Raw genomic sequence first — 18,887 nt, 5'->3', positions numbered from 1 at the left:
AAATAGCCTTGGTCACCAAGCCTGCAAAAAGGACAGAAACTTAGCCCATCGCACCGCTGGCCGAAGCCGCGGGCGAGATGGGATCCATCTTCCGGAAGAAAGCGACCCTGCCGCGAATCACGGCAAGTGGCGCCCTTCTAGCGCCTCAATGCGCGGTTGGCACCTCTCCAGACGCGGGGGTTGCGCCCGAAGGAGCCGCCGGGCCAGGTTGACTGGCGAGATCATCGGCCTCGGTCCACTCGATCGCCTCCAGCGGGGCCACCAGCGCGCGGGCCAGCACCTCGTCGACATGGGCGACCGGGATGATCTCCAGCCCTTCCTTGGCGTTGGCCGGGATTTCGGCGAGGTCCTTGACGTTCTCCTCGGGGATGAGGACGGTCTTGATCCCGCCGCGCAGCGCGGCAAGCAGCTTTTCCTTCAGTCCGCCGATCGCCAGCACCCGGCCCCGCAGCGTGACCTCGCCGGTCATCGCCACATCGGGGCGCACGGCGATGCCGGTGAGGGTCGAGACGATCGAGGTGACCATCCCGATGCCTGCACTCGGCCCATCCTTGGGCACCGCGCCTTCGGGCAGGTGGATGTGCACATTCTTGCGATTGAACAGGCTCGGCTTGATCCCGTAGGCGGGCGCGCGTGCCTTCACGAAACTGAAGGCCGCCGCGACGCTCTCGTTCATCACCTGCCCGAGCTTGCCGGTGGTCTTGACCTCGCCCTTGCCCGGCGTGGTGACGCTTTCGATGGTGAGCAGCTCGCCGCCGACCGACGTCCATGCAAGACCGGTGACCGCGCCGACCTGCGGTTCGGCTTCGGAAACGCCGTGCTTGAAGCGGCGCACCCCCGAGAAATCGGCGAGATTTTCGGGCGTAATGGTCACGCTCTTGGTCTTGCCTTCGAGGATCTGCCGCAGGCTCTTGCGCGCCAGCTTGGCAATCTCGCGTTCCAGCGTGCGCACCCCGGCTTCGCGGGTGTAGTAGCGGATCAGATCGCGCAGGGCGTCTTCCTGAAGGGCGAATTCACCCTTCTTCAGCCCATGCGCCTTGACCTGCTTTTCGATCAGGTGGCGCTGGGCGATTTCGACCTTCTCGTCCTCGGTATAGCCTTCGAGCCGGATGATCTCCATGCGGTCAAGCAGCGGCTGCGGCAGGTTGAGGCTGTTCGCGGTGCACACGAACATGATGTCGGAAAGGTCGAGATCGAGTTCGAGGTAGTGATCCTGGAACTTGGCGTTCTGTTCCGGGTCGAGCACTTCGAGCAGCGCCGAGGCCGGATCGCCGCGGAAGTCCTGCCCCAGCTTGTCGATCTCGTCGAGCAGGAACAGCGGATTGCTCGTCCCGGCCTTGCGCAGATTGGCGACGATCTTGCCCGGCATCGAGCCGATATAGGTGCGCCGGTGACCGCGAATCTCGGCCTCGTCACGCACCCCGCCCAAGGACTGACGCACGAATTCGCGCCCGCAAGCCTTGGCGATCGACTTGCCCAGCGAAGTCTTGCCCACGCCCGGCGGGCCGACGAGGCACAGGATCGGGCCTTTCAGCTTGTTGGTGCGCGCCTGCACCGCGAGATACTCGACGATGCGGTCCTTGACCTTCTCGAGCGCATAGTGATCGGCATCGAGCACGGCTTGCGCGGCGGCAATGTTCTTCTTCAGCTTCGACTTCTTGCCCCACGGCAGGCCGAGCAGCACATCGAGATAGTTGCGGATCACCGTCGCCTCGGCGCTCATCGGCTGCATCGAGCGCAGCTTCTTCAGCTCGCCTTGCGCCTTGGCCTTGGCTTCCTTGGACAGCTTGGTGTTTTCGATCTTCTCGGCCAGTTCGGCAAGCTCGTTGCCCTCGCCATCGTCGCCCCCGCCCAGCTCCGACTGGATCGCCTTCAACTGTTCGTTGAGGTAATATTCGCGCTGGGTCTTCTCCATCTGACGCTTCACGCGCCCGCGGATGCGGCGTTCGACCTGCAGCACCGACAGCTCGCCTTCCATGAAGGCCATCACCAGTTCGAGCCGCTTCAAGGGATTGCTCTCGGTCAGGAGGCTCTGCTTGTCGGCCACCTTGGCGCTGATTGCGGCGGCGATGGTGTCAGCCAGCTGCCCGGCATCATCAACCTCGCTGAGGTCGGTGCCCGCATCCTCGCCCATCTTCTTGTTCAGTTTCACATATTCGCCGAACTGCTCGGTCACCTGCCGCATCAGCGCGGTGACTTCGCTGCCCGAGACGGTTTCCGGCTCGATGGCCTCCACCTCGGCGAGCAGATAGGCGCCGATGTTTTCGAGCGCCGAGAGCCGCGCACGGGTCTTGCCCTCGACCAGCACGCGCACCGTGCCGTCGGGCAGCTTCAAGAGCTGGAGCACCTGCGCGATCACGCCGACGTCATACAGATCATCGCCCTCCGGATCGTCACAACCCGGATCAAGCTGGGCGAGCAGGACAATGTCTTTGGAGGCTTCCATCGCGGCTTCGAGCGCCGCCACCGACTTGTCGCGCCCGACAAACAGGGGGACGACCATGCCGGGGAAAACGACGATGTCACGCAGGGGGAGAAGGGGGAACGTCTGGGTCATGTTGGAGATATGGGAAGCGCCCTCGCGCCCTGCAACAACTTATCCCATTCGGCTGTGGATGGGCGCGCGATTGGCCCGTGGTCAGCGGCGCGTGATGGCGATTTCGGCGGTGACGCGGTCACCCAGCCCGACCCCTTCGGCCCGCTGCACCGCGACCTTCACGGGCAGGAAATAGGTCTCGCCCCGCGGGAAGAGCGAGGTGGTGAAATCGGTCACCCCGATCCTTGCAGCCACAGGGACGCAGCCCCACCCGTAACTCGCCTCGCGCGCGGCATAGCGCAGTTCGGCGAGGTGCTCCTCGGGCACCGGCACGAACAGAAACGGCGCAGGGCCGCGCCATTCGACGACCTCGCCCGCAAACGCGATCCGGGCGAGGAGGTCGGTCACAATGGGCAAGGATCCGAAATCACCGGGCCCATCCTGGCGGAACGGCGTGAATAGTCATCTTGAAGAAGGTTGGCTGGGCTGCCTCGCCCTTGCGGAAGCGGAACTTGCCGCGCTCTTTCAGCACGTCGCATCCGAACTGCTCGAAAGCGGCGTCGTGCGGCAGATCGACATAGCGGCAGGAGCTCACCTTCCCCTTGCCATCGAGGTAGAGAAGGAAGCTGATGAAGGTCGCCTTGCCATCAGCGAATAGAGCACGCGGGGCGCGGGTGAGAATGTGGCGGGACAGCTCGGTCCGGTTGGTCATCTCGGCGCGGCTGTCCGAACGATTCTCGTCTGCCGGATCAACCCCCATCGCTTCCAGCATCTCGGCAATACAGTTATCTCGCGCGGCGATCACGCCGTCCATCGGTCCAGTGGCGAACAGCAAGGGTCGCTCGAACGCTCCGTCGACAAGGAAGGTCTGGACCGAACGCTTGAACGTAATCGGCCCAACGATCTCCCCCTGCTCGTCGCGTTGCCAGTAGGCAGCGTATTCCGGCGATCCTTCCTGAGGCAACTTTGCGTCCCACAGGCCGTGGTGGAACAGCACCTGAATGCCGCCGTCCTGCGGGTTCCCGGTCGCGGCATTTGCGCGAGTGACGAACCGCCCGTCGGGTAGCCAGCCCGCGCGGAAAGCCGTGCCGGTTGGCGCATATCTCTGGCTGAAGATTCCGACGTCGAAGCCGCCGTCCCAAGGGTCGCGGTTGCGCAAAACCAGCGTCGTTGGCCGTTCGCGGTCACCGAAGCTGCGCGAGATCGTGCAGGTGTCGCCCACCCGCTCGGTCTGCCACTCGGTGATCGGATTGAGCCGGATCGCGTTGACCAGCTCTGCGGCGGCAGGAACAACCCACAGCCAGCCGGCGAAGAGTGCAAGAACGACGCTGCGCCCCGCCATGCGTATCACCCCATGCCGGGCAGATTGAACCCCGGCGGCAGGCCCATCGAGCCCTGCATTTCGCGCATCTGCTGTTCCGACACGCGGTCCGCCCGGTCGCGGGCGTCATTGAAGGCGGCAGCGACGAGGTCTTCGAGGATCTGCTTGTCGTCCGGCGTCATCAGGCTGTCGTCGATATGCACGCCCAGGATGCGGCCCTTGGCGCTGGCGCGGACTTTCACCAGCCCGCCGCCTGCGGTGCCCTCGACCTCGATCGAATCGAGCTTCACCTGCATTTCGTTCATCTGCTTCTGGATGGTCTCGGCGGCCTTCTGGGCTGCGGCCATCATTTCTTCCATCGACTTCATCGGGGGACTCCATCAGTTCCAGGGGGGGCTGCCGCCAGCGGCGGCCTTGGCGGGGGGGATCAGTTCGGCATCGGGGAAGGCCTCGAAGGCGGCCATCACCAGCGGATCGGCGCGGATGCGCGCTTCCTCTGCCGCAGCAGCCGCCTCGGCGGCTTCGCGCAAGGACGGCTGGGCCTCGCCCGCGCCGCGCTCGATCAGCCAGCGCTTGCCGGTCACCTTGAACAGCGCCTCGCGGATATCGGGCGCAGGATCATCGGGGAAATTGTCGGCCTGCTGATAGACGAGCCGTTCCGGGCCAAGTTCGATCACCCGCACCCGATCACGCATCATCTGGGCGACGCGCAGCTGGCCGGAGGCATCGACCTGTTCGACCAGCGCGGCCCAATCCTGCGAGGGCGCCGCGGCCACCGGAGCCATTGGCGCAGGGGCAGCGCCCTCGCCAGCCGGCGCGGCAGCAAAGCCGCTCGCCGCAAGCTCCTCGATCCGCCGCGCAAGCTTGCCGGGATCGGGCATCTGCGCCGCGTGGAGAATCCGCAGCAAGGCCATCTGGAGCGACACCAGCGGATCGGGCGCGGTGCGCACCTCGTCATGGCCCTTCAGCAGCAATTGCCACAGCCGGTGCAGTTCAGCCGCCCCCAGCCGCTTGGCAAAATCGCCGAGCGCCGCGCGCTCTTCCTCGGTTGGCGCTTCGGGCGCATCGCCTGCGACCTGCGCCAGCGTGATCCGGTGGGTCAGATCCATCAACGCGCGGATCAGCGCCAGCGGCTCGACCCCCAACGCATATTGCTCGTCAACAGCGGCCAGCAAAGCCTTGGCATCGCCTGACAAAAGGTGCCCCAGCAAGCGGCGCTGCGCGCTCTTGTCGGCAAGGCCCAGCATATCGCGCACACGGGCCGCGGCGACCTTGCCCTCCCCGTCCAAGTCGGCATGGGCAATCGCCTGATCGAGGATCGAGAGCCCGTCGCGCACCGATCCTTCGGCAGCATTGGCGATGATGCTGAGCGCCTCGCCCTCGGCCTCGACCCCTTCGAGGCGGCAGACATTGGCGAAGTGCTCTGCCAGCAGCGGCGCCGGAATCCGCCGCAGATCGAAGCGCTGGGTGCGGCTGAGCACCGTCACGGGAAGCTTGTCGACCTCGGTGGTGGCGAAAAGGAACTTCACGTGCGCGGGCGGTTCCTCAAGTGTCTTGAGCAAGGCATTGAAAGCATTGCGCGACAGCATGTGGACTTCGTCGATGATATAGATCTTGTAGCGCGCCGAGACGGCGGCATAGCGCACCTGCTCGATGATCTCGCGCACATCATCGACCCCGGTGTTCGAGGCCGCGTCCATCTCGATCACGTCAATATGACGGCCCTCGGCGATCGAGGTGCAGGCCTCGCACACCCCGCAAGGGTCGATCGTGGGCCCGCCCTGCCCGTCCGGGCCGATGCAGTTCAGCGCCTTGGCGATCAGCCGCGCGGTCGAAGTCTTGCCCACCCCGCGCACCCCGGTCATCAGGAAGGCATGGGCGAGCCGGTCGCGCGCAATCGCATTGGCGAGGGTGCGCACCATCGCCTCCTGCCCGATCAGTTCGGAGAAGGTCTGCGGGCGATATTTGCGCGCGAGCACGCGGTATGGCTGGCTGGCCGACGCCGGCGCGGGCTTGGATACGGGCGCTGAATCCGGCGTTGCGGGCGCGGCGGCCGGCGGCGGCGGCGCCGGATCGCCGAACAGGGCGCTTTGCCCCGCCGCCTCAAGCTCGGCAGCGGTCGGGCCGGAGTCGTCCTCAGCCAGTTCGGGATCGGAATCGTTCATGGTGCCAAGCTAGGCGCTCGGGCCGCATTTGTCATGCCGGGCATGGCAGCGATGTCGTTGAAAAGGAGCCGGGCGACCCGCCGCAATCCACCTGTGCTGCTGCCTTCCGGCCCTGACACGGTGAGCGGACGCAAACGTCCACCCGACTCCCGGTGCGGCATATGGCGGGAGATGCTGGAGAATTCAAGCAGGCATTGCGCGCGATTGCGCGCCCGCTGCTCTGCTGCGCGCCGAGCGAAGACACAGCCCCGGACGGGGCTGCGCAAAACGATCAACGAAAATTATCGGCGTAGGCTTGCAGCTTGAGCCGCTTGGGCGGGGTCGCGTGAACGCGCGCGGCAATGCCATACTTGGCGGCATAGGCCTTGGCCGCATCCTTGTCGGGGAAGGTCAGACGCACTTGCGACTGGGTGTCGCCGGTGCCTGTCCAGCCCATCAGCGGATCGGCAAAGCGCGCCTGCGACTGTTCGAACTCCAGCACCCACTCATCCGTGTGGGCCTTGCCGGACTGCATGGCGTGTTTGGTCTTCTGATAAATTCTCGCGCTCATGGCCCGCCCTTTTCGTCAGGCCCGCTCAGAAATCAAGCGGTGAATCGGAACGCTGCGCGTTCCGCAAGCCCGACCGGGCGCCCGCAGCGACCAACGGGAGCGAGGACAGCCAAGGCCGCGGAGGCGGCCGCCGGCGCTTGAGGCTAACCTTTAAACGCGTTTTTGGTCTTCATGCTCGGCTTTTCGAGCCACGGCTGGTCGGGCCAGCGGTGCTTGGGATAGCGGCCCTTCATGTCCTTCACCACATCGCGCCAGCTGCCGCGCCAGAAGCCGGGGAGGTCGCGGGTCGATTGCACCGGGCGCCCGCCGGGGCTGGTGAGCTTGAGCAAGAGCGGCGTGCTGCCGATCATCGGGTGCGTATCGAGCCCGAACACACCCTGCACCCGCACCTCGACACTCGGCGCGTCGTCGCCGGCATAGTCGATCGCATGGCGGGTATCGGCGGGCGAGGTGAAGTGGGTCGGCGCGGCACGGTCGAGCGCTTGACGCGCGTTCCAGTCGAGCAAGCCGAGCGCGGCCTCGGCAAAGCGGTGCGGGGGCAGATCGCAATCGCGGCGGCCTGAGAGCAACGGCACGAGCCAGTCGGCAGCGCGGGCGCGAAGGCTCTCGGGCGAGAGTGCATCGACCCCGGCAAAGCGGGCACGGGCGAGAAAGCCGGGGGGCAGCAGTTCCCCCAGCTTCTCCAGCGCCTTCTCCACAAGGATATCCACAAGCAGCGCGGGATCGGGCGCGGGTTCGGGGGTGCTCGCCAGAACGATCGCCCCAAGTCGCCGTTCGCGCCGCGCCTCGACCCGGTTCTTTTCCTTGTTCCAGCGGGTTGTGATGCGCTCTGCAAGTTCCTTGGCAAACAGGGCACCGATCCGGTCGGGGGAGAGTTCCGCCCCTGCCGTGATCCGCGCGCCCTTGGCCTGCCCCTGCGCATCGCCAATCACGATCCACTCAGCGCGGGCGAGCGGCGCGGCGGGATCGAGGATGTAGCCCCGCCCCCCGGCGCTGATCCAGTGCTCGCCCGAAGGATCGCGGCGGCGGGCGACGAAATCGGGGCGGGCCAGCGCCAGCGCTTCGGCGGCGTCCTGCGCGCCGGCTTCGCCGATCACTCCGGTGAGCTTGGCCGCCTGCCCGGCCCAGCCGCGCGCGATCCCTGCCGCCGCGGTGCTGCGCGGCGCGCGGTCGCTGCGCCAGCGCGCGAGGCGTTGGAGCAAGTCCTCGCCGCGCCCGCCCAGCCCGCGCTCCTGCAACAGCATCACCAGCCGCGCCGCATCCTCGCCCACGCCCGCCGCCGCACCGTGGAGCACGGCAGCGGCCTGATCGGGCGACATCGGAAGCGCAGCGATGGCCTCTCCCAGAGCGGTAATCCGCCCGCCCGCATCGAGCGCGCCCAGCGCCTCCAATGCGCGCCGCGCGGCGGCGACGGAGGGTTCGGGCGGCGGATCGAGCCAGGGCAGGCTGGCCGGGTCTGCCGTCCCCCACTTCGCAAGCCGCAGCAAAAGCGGGGCAAGGTCGGCCTGGATGATTTCGGGCGGCGCGAAAGGCGGCAGACCCGCGTGCGCGGCCTCCTCCCACAAGCGGTAAGCCACCCCCGGCCCCTGCCGCGCCGCACGCCCCGCCCGCTGCGTTGCTGACGCTTGCGAGGCGCGGCGGGTGACGAGGTGGGTGGTGCCCGCCGCGCGGTCGAACTCGGCGAGTCTTGCAAGGCCGCTGTCGACCACAACACTCACCCCGTCGAGCGTAAGCGAGGTTTCCGCAATCGCTGTCGCCAGCACGATCCGGCGCCGGCCATCGGGATCGCGGCGGATCGCGGCGCGCTGGGCAGCAGGTTCGATCTGGCCGTGGAGCGGGTGGATCGGGGTGCCGGCGAGGCGCGCCTCCAGCCGTTCGCGCACCCGCTCGATCTCGCGCACGCCGGGCAAGAAAGCGAGGATATCGCCACTCTCCTCGCCCCATGCGGTCATCACCGCCGCCGCCATGCGATCCTCGATCGCGAGCGAGGCATCGCCGCCAAGCCATTTGATTGTCAGAGGAAAGCTACGCCCCTCGCTTTCGATGATCGGCGCGCCCTCGCCCAGCAGCCGAGAGAAACGCGCGCCGTCGATGGTGGCCGACATCACCAGCACGCGCAAATCCTCGCGCAGCACGGCGCGCGTTTCGAGCGCGAGCGCGAGCCCGAGATCGCTGTCGAGCGCGCGTTCATGCGCCTCGTCGAACAGCAGCGCGGACACGCCGGGAAGCTCCGGGTCTTCCACCAGCCGGTTCACGAGAATCGCCTCGGTCACGACAAGGATGCGGGTCTTCGAAGAGACCTTGCTGTCGAGCCGGGTCATGTAGCCGACCGTCTCGCCCGGCTTCTCGCCCAGCATTTCCGCCATCCGTTCGGCCGCAGCGCGGGCGGCGACGCGGCGGGGCGAGGTCATGATGATCTGGCCGCTGCACCACGCCTCGCCCAGTATTGCGGGCGCGACCGCGGTGGTCTTGCCCGCTCCCGGCGGCGCGATCAGCACGCCCGCACCTTCGCCCGCTAGCGCGGCGCAGATTTGCGGCAAAACGGCGTGGATGGGAAGGTCGAGGCTCACGCCCCGCCCGATAGCCTGCTCAGTGCCCCCGCGCGACCGCGAATTGCGCCGCTTCGGCCATCGCCGCACGCGCCTTGCTGTCGGGGAAGATCGAGATCGCGTCGATCGCCCGGTGCGCGAAGTGCCGGGCGCGCTCGCGTGTATCCTCGACCGCATTGTGCTTGCCGATCAGGCTGATCGCGTGCGCGAGGTCATCGTCCGAGGTGCGGTGGCCGATGATCGCGTCCTTCCAGAACTTGCGTTCGTCCTCGCCCCCTCGGGCGTAGGCGAGAATCACCGGCAGGGTCATCTTGCCTTCACGGAAATCGTCGCCCTGGTCCTTGCCCATTTCGGCAGCGTCGGAATCGTAGTCAATCGCATCATCGACCAGCTGGAAGGCGACGCCAAGGTTGCGGCCATAGGCCTCGAGCGCGCGCTCCTGCTCTTCCGAACATTCCGCCACCACCGCGGCAATCTGGCTGGCCGCGGCGAAGAGCGCGGCGGTCTTGGCGCCGATGATGTGGAGGTATTGTTCTTCGCTGGTGTTGATCTGGCGCTGGGCGGAAAGCTGCGAGACCTCCCCTTCCGCGATCACCGCGCTGGCGCGCGAGAGGATCGAGAGCACCCGGAGCGAGCCATCCTCGGTCATCAGTTCGAAGGCGCGGCTGAACAGGAAGTCGCCGACCAGCACGGTCGCCGGATTGCCGAAGATGATGTTGGCCGCAGCTTTGCCCCGGCGCAGTTCGCTGCCGTCGACCACATCGTCATGCAGCAGCGTGGCGGTATGGATGAACTCGACCGCCGCGGCGAGCTTGTGGTGGCGGGTGCCCTTGTAGCCCACCAGTTCCGCCCCGGCGAGCGTCAGCATCGGCCGCAGCCGCTTGCCCCCGCCGCTGATGAGGTGCCCGGCCAGACGCGGGATCAGCGGGATCTCGCTCTGCATCCGGTCGAGGATCACCGCGTTGACGGAATTCATGCCGCCTGCTGTCAGCGACAGCATCGGATCGAGTGTCGGTGCCTTGCGCGGCAGGGGAATGATGTCGGCACTCATGCTGGAATGGCTCCTAGGGCCGCCCGCGCGTGCTTGGCAAGCGCAGAATTGGTGCTAGTTTTGCGGCCTATGGCGCATGATCCGCAAACCCCCTCCGCACCCGACCCGGTGCTTGCAGGCTTTCGCAAGAGCATCGACAATATTGATGCGGCCCTCATCCATATGCTCGCCGAGCGGTTCCGGATCACCCAGGCGGTGGGGGAATACAAGGCGAAGGCGACCCTTCCCCCGGCCGATCCCGACCGCGAGGCACGGCAGATCGCGCGGCTGAGGAAGCTCTCGGAAGAGGCTGATCTCGATCCGGAATTCTCCGAGAAGTTCCTGCGTTTCATCATTGAAGAGGTGATCCGCCACCACGAGCGCGCAGCGGCAGGCTAGGGCTTGTCGGTGTCTGCCTCGCTGTCCATCGTCGGCAGCGTGGGCTGCGGAGGCGGTGGCGGCGGCGGTGTTTCGGTCGCGGCCGGGGGTGGCTGGCTCACCTGACGCAGCAGTTCGGCCCGTTCGCGCAGGATGCGGCGCTGGTTGCGGTTGAGGCCGGCGGTCGCTGGAACGCGGCCGTTCCGGGTGATTGGCACGCCAAGGCAGGTCGCATCCTCGCCGCGCGCGACATTGCATTGCGGCCCGATCCCGGTGCGGTCGATCACGGGCACGGCGTAAGGATTGTTGAAGACCGTGCGCTGCCCTTCGAGCGGATCGGGCGAGGCGCAGGCTGCCAGCATCAGGGCGGCAAGGGCGATGGTGCTGCTGCGCGCAATCATGCTGGTGGTTCCCCGATCAATATCGCCAAATCAATCGCTTGGGACGAGTGAACCGGGACTGAACCGGGGCCATTGCCCAAAAAAGGGGGCACGCAGCGGGTCAAGGACTGCGTGCCCCCTGGCAAGGGCCGACCGTTCCACCAGACCGGCCAGCTCCTGCCGTCATGCGCGCTCCATCGGGGTGGCGGGCGAAGCGGGGCCGCATCGCCTGCCGAAGCGGCGCAATCGGATGGGCGATCAGCCGCGCGGACGGCGGGCGCGCGGCGGGCGGCTGACGCCCTCGGCGCGGGTTGTGGTGACGGTGCGGCTCACTTGCCCGTCGGCGCGGGTGGTAACCCGGTCGCGCGCGGCGAGCGTGCGTCCATCGCTATCGGTCACGCGCTGGCTGGCTTGCGAATTGCCCTGCCCGTCGCGGCTACGGCTGCCTTCAAGCCCGTAGGTCTCGCCGCCGCGCCCCGTGGCAGTGCCGGTGAAGGTCGATCCGTTTTCGGTGCGAGTGCGCTCGCCTTCGAGGCTGCGGGTGCGGCCCCGGGTGCCGGTCTGGGTCACGTCGATGGTCGCGCCGGTATCGGTGCGCTGGCGCACGGCGGTGCTGGTTGCGGTCTCGCCAGTCGCGCGGTTGGTCGCTGCGCGGTCGCGGGTCGCGGTGCCGGTTTCGGGGTTGACCGTGGTGGTCTGCGTGGCGGTGTATTTCTCGCCTTCATAGGTCTTGGTGCGGATCTTTTCCTGGGCCGAGAGCGGCGCGGCGAGAGCCAGCGCGGTCAGCGATACGAGCAGCAGGCGGGTCGTGTTCATGGCGCAATTCCTCCTTGCGATCATGGGCTTGCGGGGTCTGACCGGTGGCGGGGGTCGTTGCCGCCGGTGACAGTGAGGAAACGTCGCAGCGCGCTCCACCCTTCGCGCGGGCTTGCGCATTTTTTCCTATTCGGCGGGGGACGCCTCAGGCGCAGGATCGGAGGTAGCCGGTGCGCTGGTCGCCACCCCGCCAGCACGCCGCGCGCGGAAGTCCTCGATCAGCGCGCGGCGTTCTGCCGGTGGCAAGCGGCGCAGCGCCTCGCGGCGTTCTGCGGGCGGCAGGCGGCGCAGCTGGCGCAGCTGTTGTTCACGTTTGAGCGCCTGCGCATCCTCGCGCAGCGGCTGGAGCACATCCTTGCGGGTCAGCGCCTCGCCGCTTTCGACCTTGCGCGCCATTTCTTCGCGGCGGGCGGCGACCCGCGCGTCAACCTGCTCCTTGCGGCGTGCCTCGGCAGTCTCGATTCGGGCGCGCAGCCGCGCTTCTTCCTCGGGCGTCGGCACCCGGAGCCCGGCTGCGCGGCGGCGCTCGATCTCGGCATCAATCCGCTGGTCGATGCGCTGCTGGCGCGCGGCGTAGCGGCCTTCGCGCACATCGTCGATCCGGCGGAAGGCTTCGGACAGTTCCTCGGGCGTGTCGATCGGGCCGATGATTTCGACAGGCGCGCGCATGGCCGACGCCGTGCTGGCAGCGGCAGGCGCAGGCCGCGCGGAGGCGGGCACAGCGGTGGCTGCGGCAGGCTTGCCGGTGATGCTCGCCCAGACCTTCTCGGCGGACGGCACGGGAATATTGAGCTGTTCGAGCAGCCCTGTCGCCGCCGCCGCGCTCGCCAGCACGCCAAAGCTGGCGATCCCGATGGCGATGCGCTGGCCGATCCGCCAGCGGCGTGCCGAGCGCGCCGGGCGGCGCAGTTCGGGCAGCGGCGCAGGCCGCGCTTCGGCAGCGGCCAGAACGCGCGCTTCGAAATCCGCCGACAAGGCGGGGACGGCGAAGTCATCCAGCTTGCGCGCGAGCGGGCTGCCGCGCGTGATCGGCGCGCCGGGGTCTTGCGGGGTGCCGCTCATAAAGCGCCTCCTTGCGCCGCAAAGGCCTGCCGCAGCGCCGCGCGGGCGCGGTGGAGCAGGCTTTCGAAGGCCTTGATGTTCATCTCCAGCGCCGCGGCCGCCTCGGCATTGGGCAATTCCTCGTAATAGGTCAGCACGATCGCCGCGCGCTGGCGATCGGGCAGCGCGGTAACCAGCGCGCGGGTCAAGCCTTCGCGCTCGTTCGCCTCGATCAGCGCATCGGCGAGCGGGCTGTCGTCCTCGGTATCGGGCACTTCCTCGCCCGCGAGCCGCCGGGTGCGGCGCAGGCGATCAATCGCGAGATTGGTCACCACCCGCGACAGCCAGCCGCCGAGGCGCAAGCTCGCCGCGCCCTGGCTCCCCACCCGATGCCGCTCAGCGATCTTCGGTGCCTGATCCCACAATCTCAGCAGAGCTTCCTGCACAATATCCTCGGCCTCTTGCGCCTCGCCGATCATGCGAAAGGCGATGCGGTGGAGCACGGCTGCATGGCGCGCGATGACCTCGCGCAGCGCCGCTGCATCGCGCGCTGCCAGCCGCGCAGCCAAACCCGCCTCATCGCCGGTGTCGGCGGTGCGTTGGGCGCTATGGGAAGGCTCGCCGCTGGCTGTCATACTGTCTTGCGCAAATGGCCCCGTTTGCGTGTCGGGCTGGTGGCCCTGTGAAGGCTTTAACGGCCGACTTGCCAAAACCCTTCGCGGGGCCAGCCGCCCGATCAATCCGCGCGCGGCAAGCGCAGTTCGACCAGCAGCCCGCCCAGATCCTCGCTCTCGCCCAAGGTGACGCTGCCGCCATAGATTTCCGCGACATCACGCACGATCGCAAGGCCAAGGCCGGTGCCGGGCTTGCCGGTATCGAGCCGGACGCCGCGATCGAAGATGCGGATGCGCTCCGCTTCGGGGATACCCGCGCCGTCATCCTCAACCCAGATCAGGCACATCTTGGGATCGCGCGGCGCGCAGTCCTCGTCGGGGTCGATGGTGACGAACACCGAGCCCCCGCCATACTTGGCCGCGTTCTCGATGAGATTGCCGAGCAATTCGTCGAGGTCCTGCCGTTCGAGCGAGACAGTCGCCGTCTTGTCGCCCGCAATGTCCAGCCGCCCGTTGGGATAGAGCCGCTCGACCGCGCGGCGCACGGCGGTGGCGCTCGCCATCACATTGGTGCGCGCATGGCCCACCGCGCGGCGGCCCACGGCGCGGGCGCGGGCCAAGTGGTGGTCGACATGGCGCTGCATGGTGCGGGTCTCGCGCATCACCGCCTCGCCCAGATCGGGCGCGCGGGCGGTGGCGGCATTGGTCAGCACCGTCAGCGGGGTCTTCAAGGCATGGGCGAGATTGCCCGCATGGCGGCGCGCTTCCTCAGCCTGGCGCTCGGAATGTTCGAGCAGCGCGTTGAGCTCCTCGACCAGCGGCTGCACTTCGAGCGGTAGCGGCTCGGTAATCCGGCCCGCCCCGGTGGTGCGCAGGTTCTGGATCGCGGCCCGCACCCGGCGCAAGGGCGAGAGGCCATAGCGGATCTGGAGCAGCGCCATCACCAGCAGGCCAAGCCCCAGGACGGCAAAGCTCCAGATCAGGATCAGCCGCACACGCCCGATCTGCGAATCCATCTGCTCGGTCGCGCTCGCCACGGCAAAGGTCCAGCGCGTCTCGCTGCCGGGCAGGATCACGGTGCGTTCGGCAATCCGCAGAGGCTCGCCCTTGAACTGATCGGAGTTGTAGAAGTGCACCTCGCTGTCGAAGTGCTCGCCTTTCTCCTCGACGCCGTGGAGCTTCAGCGTCCTGTCCCACAGGCTGCGCGAGGGCCAGGGATCGAAACTGCCGCCGCTGATCTGCCAGTACAGTCCGCTGCCCGGCTCAAGGAAGCGCTGGTCGCCGAGCGTGCGGTAGAAATAGACTTCGCCCGCCGGGTCGATCTCGGCCGAGGCGATCATGGCGGTCAGGATATAATCGAGCTGCTCGTCGAAATTGCTCTCGACCTGGCTGGTCAGCGTGCGTTCGAGCGCGATGCCGCCGCCCAGCAGGAGCACGAAGATCCACCCCGCCGCAATCAAACCCATGCGCCGCGCAAGGCTGGCACGGGCGGGCTGAGGCGGGTCTAGAATGTCCGGGGCGGACAGCGCCGCATCCTCGGCCTCGCCGCCGGGCAAGGGCGAGCGCGCGTCGCCGCCCGGCGTCCCGGCTCCGGCCGCTGCCTCAGGCGCGCGGCTGGTCGGCGGGGTCGTCGAGGCTGTAACCGAGGCCACGGATGGTCGTGATCACGTCTGCACCCAGCTTCTTGCGAATACGGGTGACAAAGACTTCGATGGTATTGGAATCGCGGTCGAAATCCTGATCGTAGATGTGCTCGATCAGTTCGGTGCGGCTGACCACCTTGCCCTTGTGGTGCATCAGGTAGGAGAGCAGCTTGTATTCCTGCGCGGTCAGCTTGACTGGCTCGCCATCGAGCGTCACGCGGCCCGAGCGGGTATCGAGCCGCACGTCGCCTGCGGTCAGCTCCGAGGACGTGTTGCCCGAAGCGCGGCGGATCAGCGCGCGCAGGCGGGCGATCAGTTCTTCGGTCTGGAACGGCTTGGCGAGGTAATCATCGGCGCCGGCATCGAGCCCGGCCACCTTGTCCGACCAGCTGTCACGCGCGGTCAGCACCAGCACCGGGAAGGTGCGCCCTTCGCGGCGCCACATCCCGAGCACGGTCAGCCCGTCAATCTCGGGCAGGCCAAGATCGAGCACCACTGCGTCGTAATCCTCGGTCGAGCCCATGAAGTGCCCGTCTTCGCCATCGACCGAAAGATCGACGGCATAGCCCTGCCCCTCCAGCGTCGACTTGAGCTGCGCGCCAAGGGTCGGTTCGTCTTCGACGATCAGAATGCGCATATTCCACCATTTCCAAGCATTGCGTTAGCCGGGGTCGTGCGCCTTTGGCGTTCAGCCGTCAAGCAAGCCTGACGCGCCCAACCCGCCGCTGTCCCCCGCTGATAAAGCATGAGAGCCCCCGCCGTCAGCGCGAGCGGCCGATGATGCGCCCGGTGCGGGCATCGACATCGACATAGGTGACGCGGCCATCCTTGATGAATTTGAGCCGGTAGGCGCGCGCGGTCGAATCATAGGCAAAGCCGAGATATTCGGCATCCCGCATCATCGGCAGGATGCGCGCCTCGATCTCGCCCGAGCGCATGATGTTGCCAGCCTGCGCCTCGCGCCGCGCCTCGCCCTGGTCCCCGCGCGTCTGGTCCTGCGCCATCGCGGGCGCAGGGGCCAGAGCAAGGGCAGCAAGCGTGCCGAGCATCAAGGCGGTTAGCTGTTTCATCACAATATCATGCCTAGCCAGCGTCCATTGAACAAGCCGTGAATGGCTTTACTTCGATCCCGCCGCCGGGTTCCCGACCAGTTCGAAGCTGATCGAGAGCGCCACGCCGGTCGACACCATGCCCGGCTGCACCGGAGCCTCGGTCGACATGGCTTGCACGAACCCGAACTCGCCGCCGCGCTTGGCGTCCATCGAGCCGCGGCCCTCCAGCGCCTCGTTGATCATCAGCACCCGGATGTCGGCATAGCCGAGCATCTTGGCATAGTCCCTCGCCTGCGCCTGCGCCCGCTCAACCGCGCGCTTGCGGGCGAGGATCTTGGCCTCGGTATCGTTCTCGATGCTGAAGTACGGCCCGCTGAGGTCATTGGCCCCGGCTTCGACCAGCGCGTCGAGCACCTTGCCGGTATCGTCGATCTTGCGCAGGATCACGCTGACCGTGTTCGACGCGCGATAGCCGCGGAACACCTGGCGTGAGGTGGCCTGATCATATTCGTAATTGGCGTTGAGGTTGATGCCGGCGGTCTGGATGTCCTTCTCGGCAATCCCCAGCGTCTTGAGGCGCGCGATAACCTTCTGCATGGCCGCCGAATTCTGGCGCATCGCCTCGCTCGCACTGGTCGCTTCGGTGGTCACGCCCGCGCCTACGGTGGCGGTGTCGGGCGCAATGTCGATGCTTTCATAGACGGTGAGCTCGACAACCGGGCCGGTGGCCGCAATCCCGACCTCGGCAGCGGCAAGGTTGCCAAGGGGCAGCGCTGCGGCAGAGGCGGCGAGAAGGATCAGGACATTGCGCATTGAGAGTATTCCTCCACTATTCACCGCGCCTGTGCACCGGTTCAGCTTTCACGGGTCTGAACCGTATGTCGCTGGCCAGCAAGGTTTGCCCGCAGTCTGCCTTGCACGCGCAAGGCTTGTCGCGCGCCCGTGCACAGCCTAGGTGGCGCATCCCATGGCACAGCCCCCGATCTTCTCGCTTGAAGGCGTCGCATTGCAGCAAGGCGGCCGCTGGCTGTTTGGCGGGCCAACGCCCACCAGCGGCGCGGCGCCGATTGATCTTCACGTCCTGCCCGGTGATCGCCTCGCGCTGATCGGACGCAATGGGGCAGGGAAGACCACCCTGCTGCGCCTCATCACCGGCAGGATCGAGGCTGACCGAGGCCAGCGCCGGATCAAGCCGGGGACACGGATCGTGTTTCTGGAGCAAGAGCCTGATTTCACGCCCTTTGCCACGCTGATGGACTTCGCCACCCACGGCGAGGATGCCCCGGCTGCCCACGAAGTCGAGGCGATTGCCGGCCAGCTCGGCATCGACATGAGCCGCGACGCACCGACTGCGAGCGGGGGCGAAAAACGCCGCGCCGCAATTGCCCGCGCGCTGGCGCAGGAGCCTGATCTGATCCTCCTCGACGAGCCCACCAACCATCTCGATCTCGCCGCGATCGACTGGCTGGAGGACTGGCTCTCGCGCTATCGCGGGGCGTTCATCACCATTTCCCACGACCGCACCTTCCTCACCCGCCTGACGCGGGCGACCCTGTGGCTCGACCGGGGCACGCTGCGGCGCAAGGAAGTAGGCTTTGGCGGCTATGAGGCGTGGGAGGAGAGCGTCTATGCCGAGGAAGCCCGCGCCGCGGAACGCCTTGATGCCAAACTGAAAATCGAAGCCCACTGGTTGGAGCGCGGGGTCACCGCGCGGCGCAAGCGCAATCAGGGGCGGCTCGAAAAGCTCTACCAGATGCGTGCCGTCCGGGCCTCGATGATTGCCGGGGCAGGTGCGGCCAAGCTGAAGCTTGCCTCCGATGACGACTTCAAGTCCAAATCGGTGATCGTTGCCGAAAATATTTCAAAGACTTACGGAGAGCGCGCGATCATCAAGCCGTTCTCCCTGCGCATCCAGAACGGCGACCGCATCGGGATTGTCGGTGCCAACGGCGCGGGCAAGACCACCTTGCTGAAATTGCTCACCAAAGAGATCGAGAGCGACACCGGATCGGTCACCCATGCCAAGACCCTGACCGGCGTGATGATCGACCAGCAAAGAAAGCTGCTGGAACCGGGCGCCACCGTCCGCCAGATCCTCGCGCAAGGGGGCGACTGGATCGATGTGCGGGGGGTCAGGAAGCACGTTCAGGCCTATCTCAAGGACTTCCTGTTCGATCCGGGTCTGGTCGACACCAAGGTCGGCATCCTGTCGGGCGGGGAGCGCTCGCGGCTGCTGCTGGCGCGTGAATTCGCCCGCACCGCGAACCTGCTGGTGCTCGACGAGCCGACCAATGATCTCGACCTTGAAACCCTTGATCTGCTTCAGGAAGTTATCGCCGATTTCGACGGCACCGTGCTGATCGTCAGCCACGACCGCGACTTCCTCGACCGCACGGTGACGATCACGCTGGGCCTCGACGGATCGGGCAAGGTGGATATTGTCGCAGGCGGCTATGCCGATTGGGAAGCCCGGCGACAGCCCCGCAAAGACCCGACAAGACCTGCGCAAAACCCGCGTAGCGCCGCGCAAGCCGCGACTCCGGCAGACCAGGGCAAGGCCGCGCCCGCATCGGCCAAATTGTCCTACAAGGATCAGCGCGATTACGAAATCCTGCCCGCCCGCATCGCCGAACTCGACGCCGCAATCGCCAAGGGCGAGGCCTTGCTGAGCGACCCCGAACTCTACACCCGCGACCCCAAGCGCTTTGCCACGATCAGCGCCGGGATCGCCAACGCCCGCGCCGAGAAGGACGCGGCCGAAGAGCGCTGGCTGATGCTGGCGGAAATGGTCGAGGGCTGATCGGCCTTGGCC

Annotated in this window: 18 protein-coding genes and 1 other RNA gene; 2 read left to right on the top strand and 17 right to left on the bottom strand. The window is 67.1% G+C overall.

Features of this window, described 5'->3' with window-relative positions; translation table 11 throughout:
- Positions 1–145: 145 nt before the first annotated feature.
- From lon to PS060_RS11790, 9 genes are all read right to left on the bottom strand, one after another.
- Positions 146–2,557, bottom strand: coding sequence for an endopeptidase La (gene lon / locus PS060_RS11830; RefSeq protein ID WP_273983391.1), 2,412 nt, complete (start codon positions 2,555–2,557; stop codon positions 146–148).
- 81 nt (positions 2,558–2,638) lie between these two features.
- Positions 2,639–2,944, bottom strand: coding sequence for a DUF1905 domain-containing protein (locus PS060_RS11825; RefSeq protein ID WP_273983389.1), 306 nt, complete (start codon positions 2,942–2,944; stop codon positions 2,639–2,641).
- Between the two features lie 19 nt (positions 2,945–2,963).
- The gene (locus tag PS060_RS11820; RefSeq protein ID WP_273983388.1) at positions 2,964–3,878 is read right to left on the bottom strand and encodes a hypothetical protein; all 915 of its coding nucleotides are present in this window, start codon (positions 3,876–3,878) and stop codon (positions 2,964–2,966) included.
- A 5-nt stretch (positions 3,879–3,883) separates the two neighbouring features.
- Positions 3,884–4,225: a YbaB/EbfC family nucleoid-associated protein gene (locus tag PS060_RS11815; protein ID WP_273983387.1), complete on the bottom strand. Its 342-nt coding sequence runs from the start codon at positions 4,223–4,225 to the stop codon at positions 3,884–3,886.
- Positions 4,226–4,237: 12 nt separating this feature from the next.
- Entirely contained in the window at positions 4,238–6,022 is a 1,785-nt protein-coding gene (locus tag PS060_RS11810) for a DNA polymerase III subunit gamma/tau (protein ID WP_273983385.1), read from the bottom strand.
- A 58-nt stretch (positions 6,023–6,080) separates the two neighbouring features.
- Positions 6,081–6,175, bottom strand: an RNA gene (gene ffs, locus PS060_RS11805) — signal recognition particle sRNA small type.
- Between the two features lie 118 nt (positions 6,176–6,293).
- Positions 6,294–6,572 carry an NADH dehydrogenase ubiquinone Fe-S protein 4 gene (locus PS060_RS11800; protein ID WP_273983384.1) on the bottom strand — a complete coding sequence of 93 codons (279 nt, stop codon included), beginning with the start codon at positions 6,570–6,572 and terminating at the stop codon, positions 6,294–6,296.
- Between the two features lie 143 nt (positions 6,573–6,715).
- Positions 6,716–9,142, bottom strand: a complete 2,427-nt coding sequence (gene hrpB, locus PS060_RS11795) for an ATP-dependent helicase HrpB (RefSeq protein WP_273983382.1) — start codon at positions 9,140–9,142, stop codon at positions 6,716–6,718.
- A 19-nt stretch (positions 9,143–9,161) separates the two neighbouring features.
- Positions 9,162–10,172 carry a polyprenyl synthetase family protein gene (locus PS060_RS11790; RefSeq protein ID WP_273983381.1) on the bottom strand — a complete coding sequence of 337 codons (1,011 nt, stop codon included), beginning with the start codon at positions 10,170–10,172 and terminating at the stop codon, positions 9,162–9,164.
- A gap of 69 nt (positions 10,173–10,241) precedes the next feature.
- Here PS060_RS11790 and PS060_RS11785 point away from each other — a divergent pair, with 69 nt between their 5' ends.
- Positions 10,242–10,550, top strand: a complete 309-nt coding sequence (locus tag PS060_RS11785) for a chorismate mutase (RefSeq protein ID WP_273983380.1) — start codon at positions 10,242–10,244, stop codon at positions 10,548–10,550.
- Here the strand turns inward: PS060_RS11785 and PS060_RS11780 are convergent.
- The 8 genes from PS060_RS11780 to PS060_RS11745 all read right to left on the bottom strand — a co-directional run bounded on the left by PS060_RS11780 (position 10,547) and on the right by PS060_RS11745 (position 16,888).
- Positions 10,547–10,930, bottom strand: a complete 384-nt coding sequence (locus PS060_RS11780) for a hypothetical protein (protein ID WP_273983378.1) — start codon at positions 10,928–10,930, stop codon at positions 10,547–10,549. The genes PS060_RS11785 and PS060_RS11780 overlap by 4 nt on opposite strands.
- Before the next feature lie 237 nt (positions 10,931–11,167).
- Positions 11,168–11,725 (bottom strand): hypothetical protein, encoded by a 558-nt coding sequence (locus PS060_RS11775; protein ID WP_273983377.1) that lies wholly within the window; start codon positions 11,723–11,725, stop codon positions 11,168–11,170.
- Positions 11,726–11,851: 126 nt separating this feature from the next.
- Positions 11,852–12,787 (bottom strand): hypothetical protein, encoded by a 936-nt coding sequence (locus tag PS060_RS11770; protein ID WP_273983376.1) that lies wholly within the window; start codon positions 12,785–12,787, stop codon positions 11,852–11,854.
- Entirely contained in the window at positions 12,784–13,401 is a 618-nt protein-coding gene (locus PS060_RS11765) for a sigma-70 family RNA polymerase sigma factor (protein ID WP_273983375.1), read from the bottom strand. Before PS060_RS11765 ends, PS060_RS11770 begins: the two co-directional genes overlap by 4 nt.
- Before the next feature lie 101 nt (positions 13,402–13,502).
- Positions 13,503–15,032 (bottom strand): sensor histidine kinase, encoded by a 1,530-nt coding sequence (locus PS060_RS11760; RefSeq protein WP_443112382.1) that lies wholly within the window; start codon positions 15,030–15,032, stop codon positions 13,503–13,505.
- The gene (locus PS060_RS11755) at positions 14,983–15,660 is read right to left on the bottom strand and encodes a response regulator transcription factor (RefSeq protein WP_273983374.1); all 678 of its coding nucleotides are present in this window, start codon (positions 15,658–15,660) and stop codon (positions 14,983–14,985) included. The genes PS060_RS11760 and PS060_RS11755 overlap by 50 nt, the downstream gene beginning before the upstream one ends.
- 124 nt (positions 15,661–15,784) lie before the next feature.
- Positions 15,785–16,093 (bottom strand): PepSY domain-containing protein, encoded by a 309-nt coding sequence (locus PS060_RS11750; protein WP_273983372.1) that lies wholly within the window; start codon positions 16,091–16,093, stop codon positions 15,785–15,787.
- Between the two features lie 48 nt (positions 16,094–16,141).
- Entirely contained in the window at positions 16,142–16,888 is a 747-nt protein-coding gene (locus PS060_RS11745) for an SIMPL domain-containing protein (RefSeq protein ID WP_273983371.1), read from the bottom strand.
- Positions 16,889–17,042: 154 nt separating this feature from the next.
- On the opposite strand from PS060_RS11745, the gene PS060_RS11740 reads away from it, so the two are divergent.
- Complete coding sequence (locus PS060_RS11740) at positions 17,043–18,875, top strand: ABC-F family ATP-binding cassette domain-containing protein (protein WP_273983370.1); 1,833 nt, start codon at positions 17,043–17,045, stop codon at positions 18,873–18,875.
- The last annotated feature ends 12 nt before the right edge of the window (positions 18,876–18,887 follow it).

This window comes from Erythrobacter sp. BLCC-B19, assembly GCF_028621955.1.
In the GTDB taxonomy this organism is placed as follows: domain Bacteria; phylum Pseudomonadota; class Alphaproteobacteria; order Sphingomonadales; family Sphingomonadaceae; genus Erythrobacter.
This window is presented reverse-complemented; position numbering and strand designations above follow the sequence as displayed.

Excerpts from the sequence above, each read along its gene's own strand:
- lon (WP_273983391.1), bottom strand. The coding sequence starts at position 2,557 with ATGACCCAGACGTTCCCCCTTCTCCCCCTGCGTGACATCGTCGTTTTC.
- PS060_RS11820 (WP_273983388.1), bottom strand. The coding sequence starts at position 3,878 with ATGGCGGGGCGCAGCGTCGTTCTTGCACTCTTCGCCGGCTGGCTGTGG.
- PS060_RS11815 (WP_273983387.1), bottom strand. The coding sequence starts at position 4,225 with ATGAAGTCGATGGAAGAAATGATGGCCGCAGCCCAGAAGGCCGCCGAG.
- PS060_RS11810 (WP_273983385.1), bottom strand. The coding sequence starts at position 6,022 with ATGAACGATTCCGATCCCGAACTGGCTGAGGACGACTCCGGCCCGACC.
- PS060_RS11800 (WP_273983384.1), bottom strand. The coding sequence starts at position 6,572 with ATGAGCGCGAGAATTTATCAGAAGACCAAACACGCCATGCAGTCCGGC.
- PS060_RS11790 (WP_273983381.1), bottom strand. The coding sequence starts at position 10,172 with ATGAGTGCCGACATCATTCCCCTGCCGCGCAAGGCACCGACACTCGAT.
- PS060_RS11785 (WP_273983380.1), top strand. The coding sequence starts at position 10,242 with ATGGCGCATGATCCGCAAACCCCCTCCGCACCCGACCCGGTGCTTGCA.
- PS060_RS11780 (WP_273983378.1), bottom strand. The coding sequence starts at position 10,930 with ATGATTGCGCGCAGCAGCACCATCGCCCTTGCCGCCCTGATGCTGGCA.
- PS060_RS11775 (WP_273983377.1), bottom strand. The coding sequence starts at position 11,725 with ATGAACACGACCCGCCTGCTGCTCGTATCGCTGACCGCGCTGGCTCTC.
- PS060_RS11770 (WP_273983376.1), bottom strand. The coding sequence starts at position 12,787 with ATGAGCGGCACCCCGCAAGACCCCGGCGCGCCGATCACGCGCGGCAGC.
- PS060_RS11765 (WP_273983375.1), bottom strand. The coding sequence starts at position 13,401 with ATGACAGCCAGCGGCGAGCCTTCCCATAGCGCCCAACGCACCGCCGAC.
- PS060_RS11755 (WP_273983374.1), bottom strand. The coding sequence starts at position 15,660 with ATGCGCATTCTGATCGTCGAAGACGAACCGACCCTTGGCGCGCAGCTC.
- PS060_RS11750 (WP_273983372.1), bottom strand. The coding sequence starts at position 16,093 with ATGAAACAGCTAACCGCCTTGATGCTCGGCACGCTTGCTGCCCTTGCT.
- PS060_RS11745 (WP_273983371.1), bottom strand. The coding sequence starts at position 16,888 with ATGCGCAATGTCCTGATCCTTCTCGCCGCCTCTGCCGCAGCGCTGCCC.
- PS060_RS11740 (WP_273983370.1), top strand. The coding sequence starts at position 17,043 with ATGGCACAGCCCCCGATCTTCTCGCTTGAAGGCGTCGCATTGCAGCAA.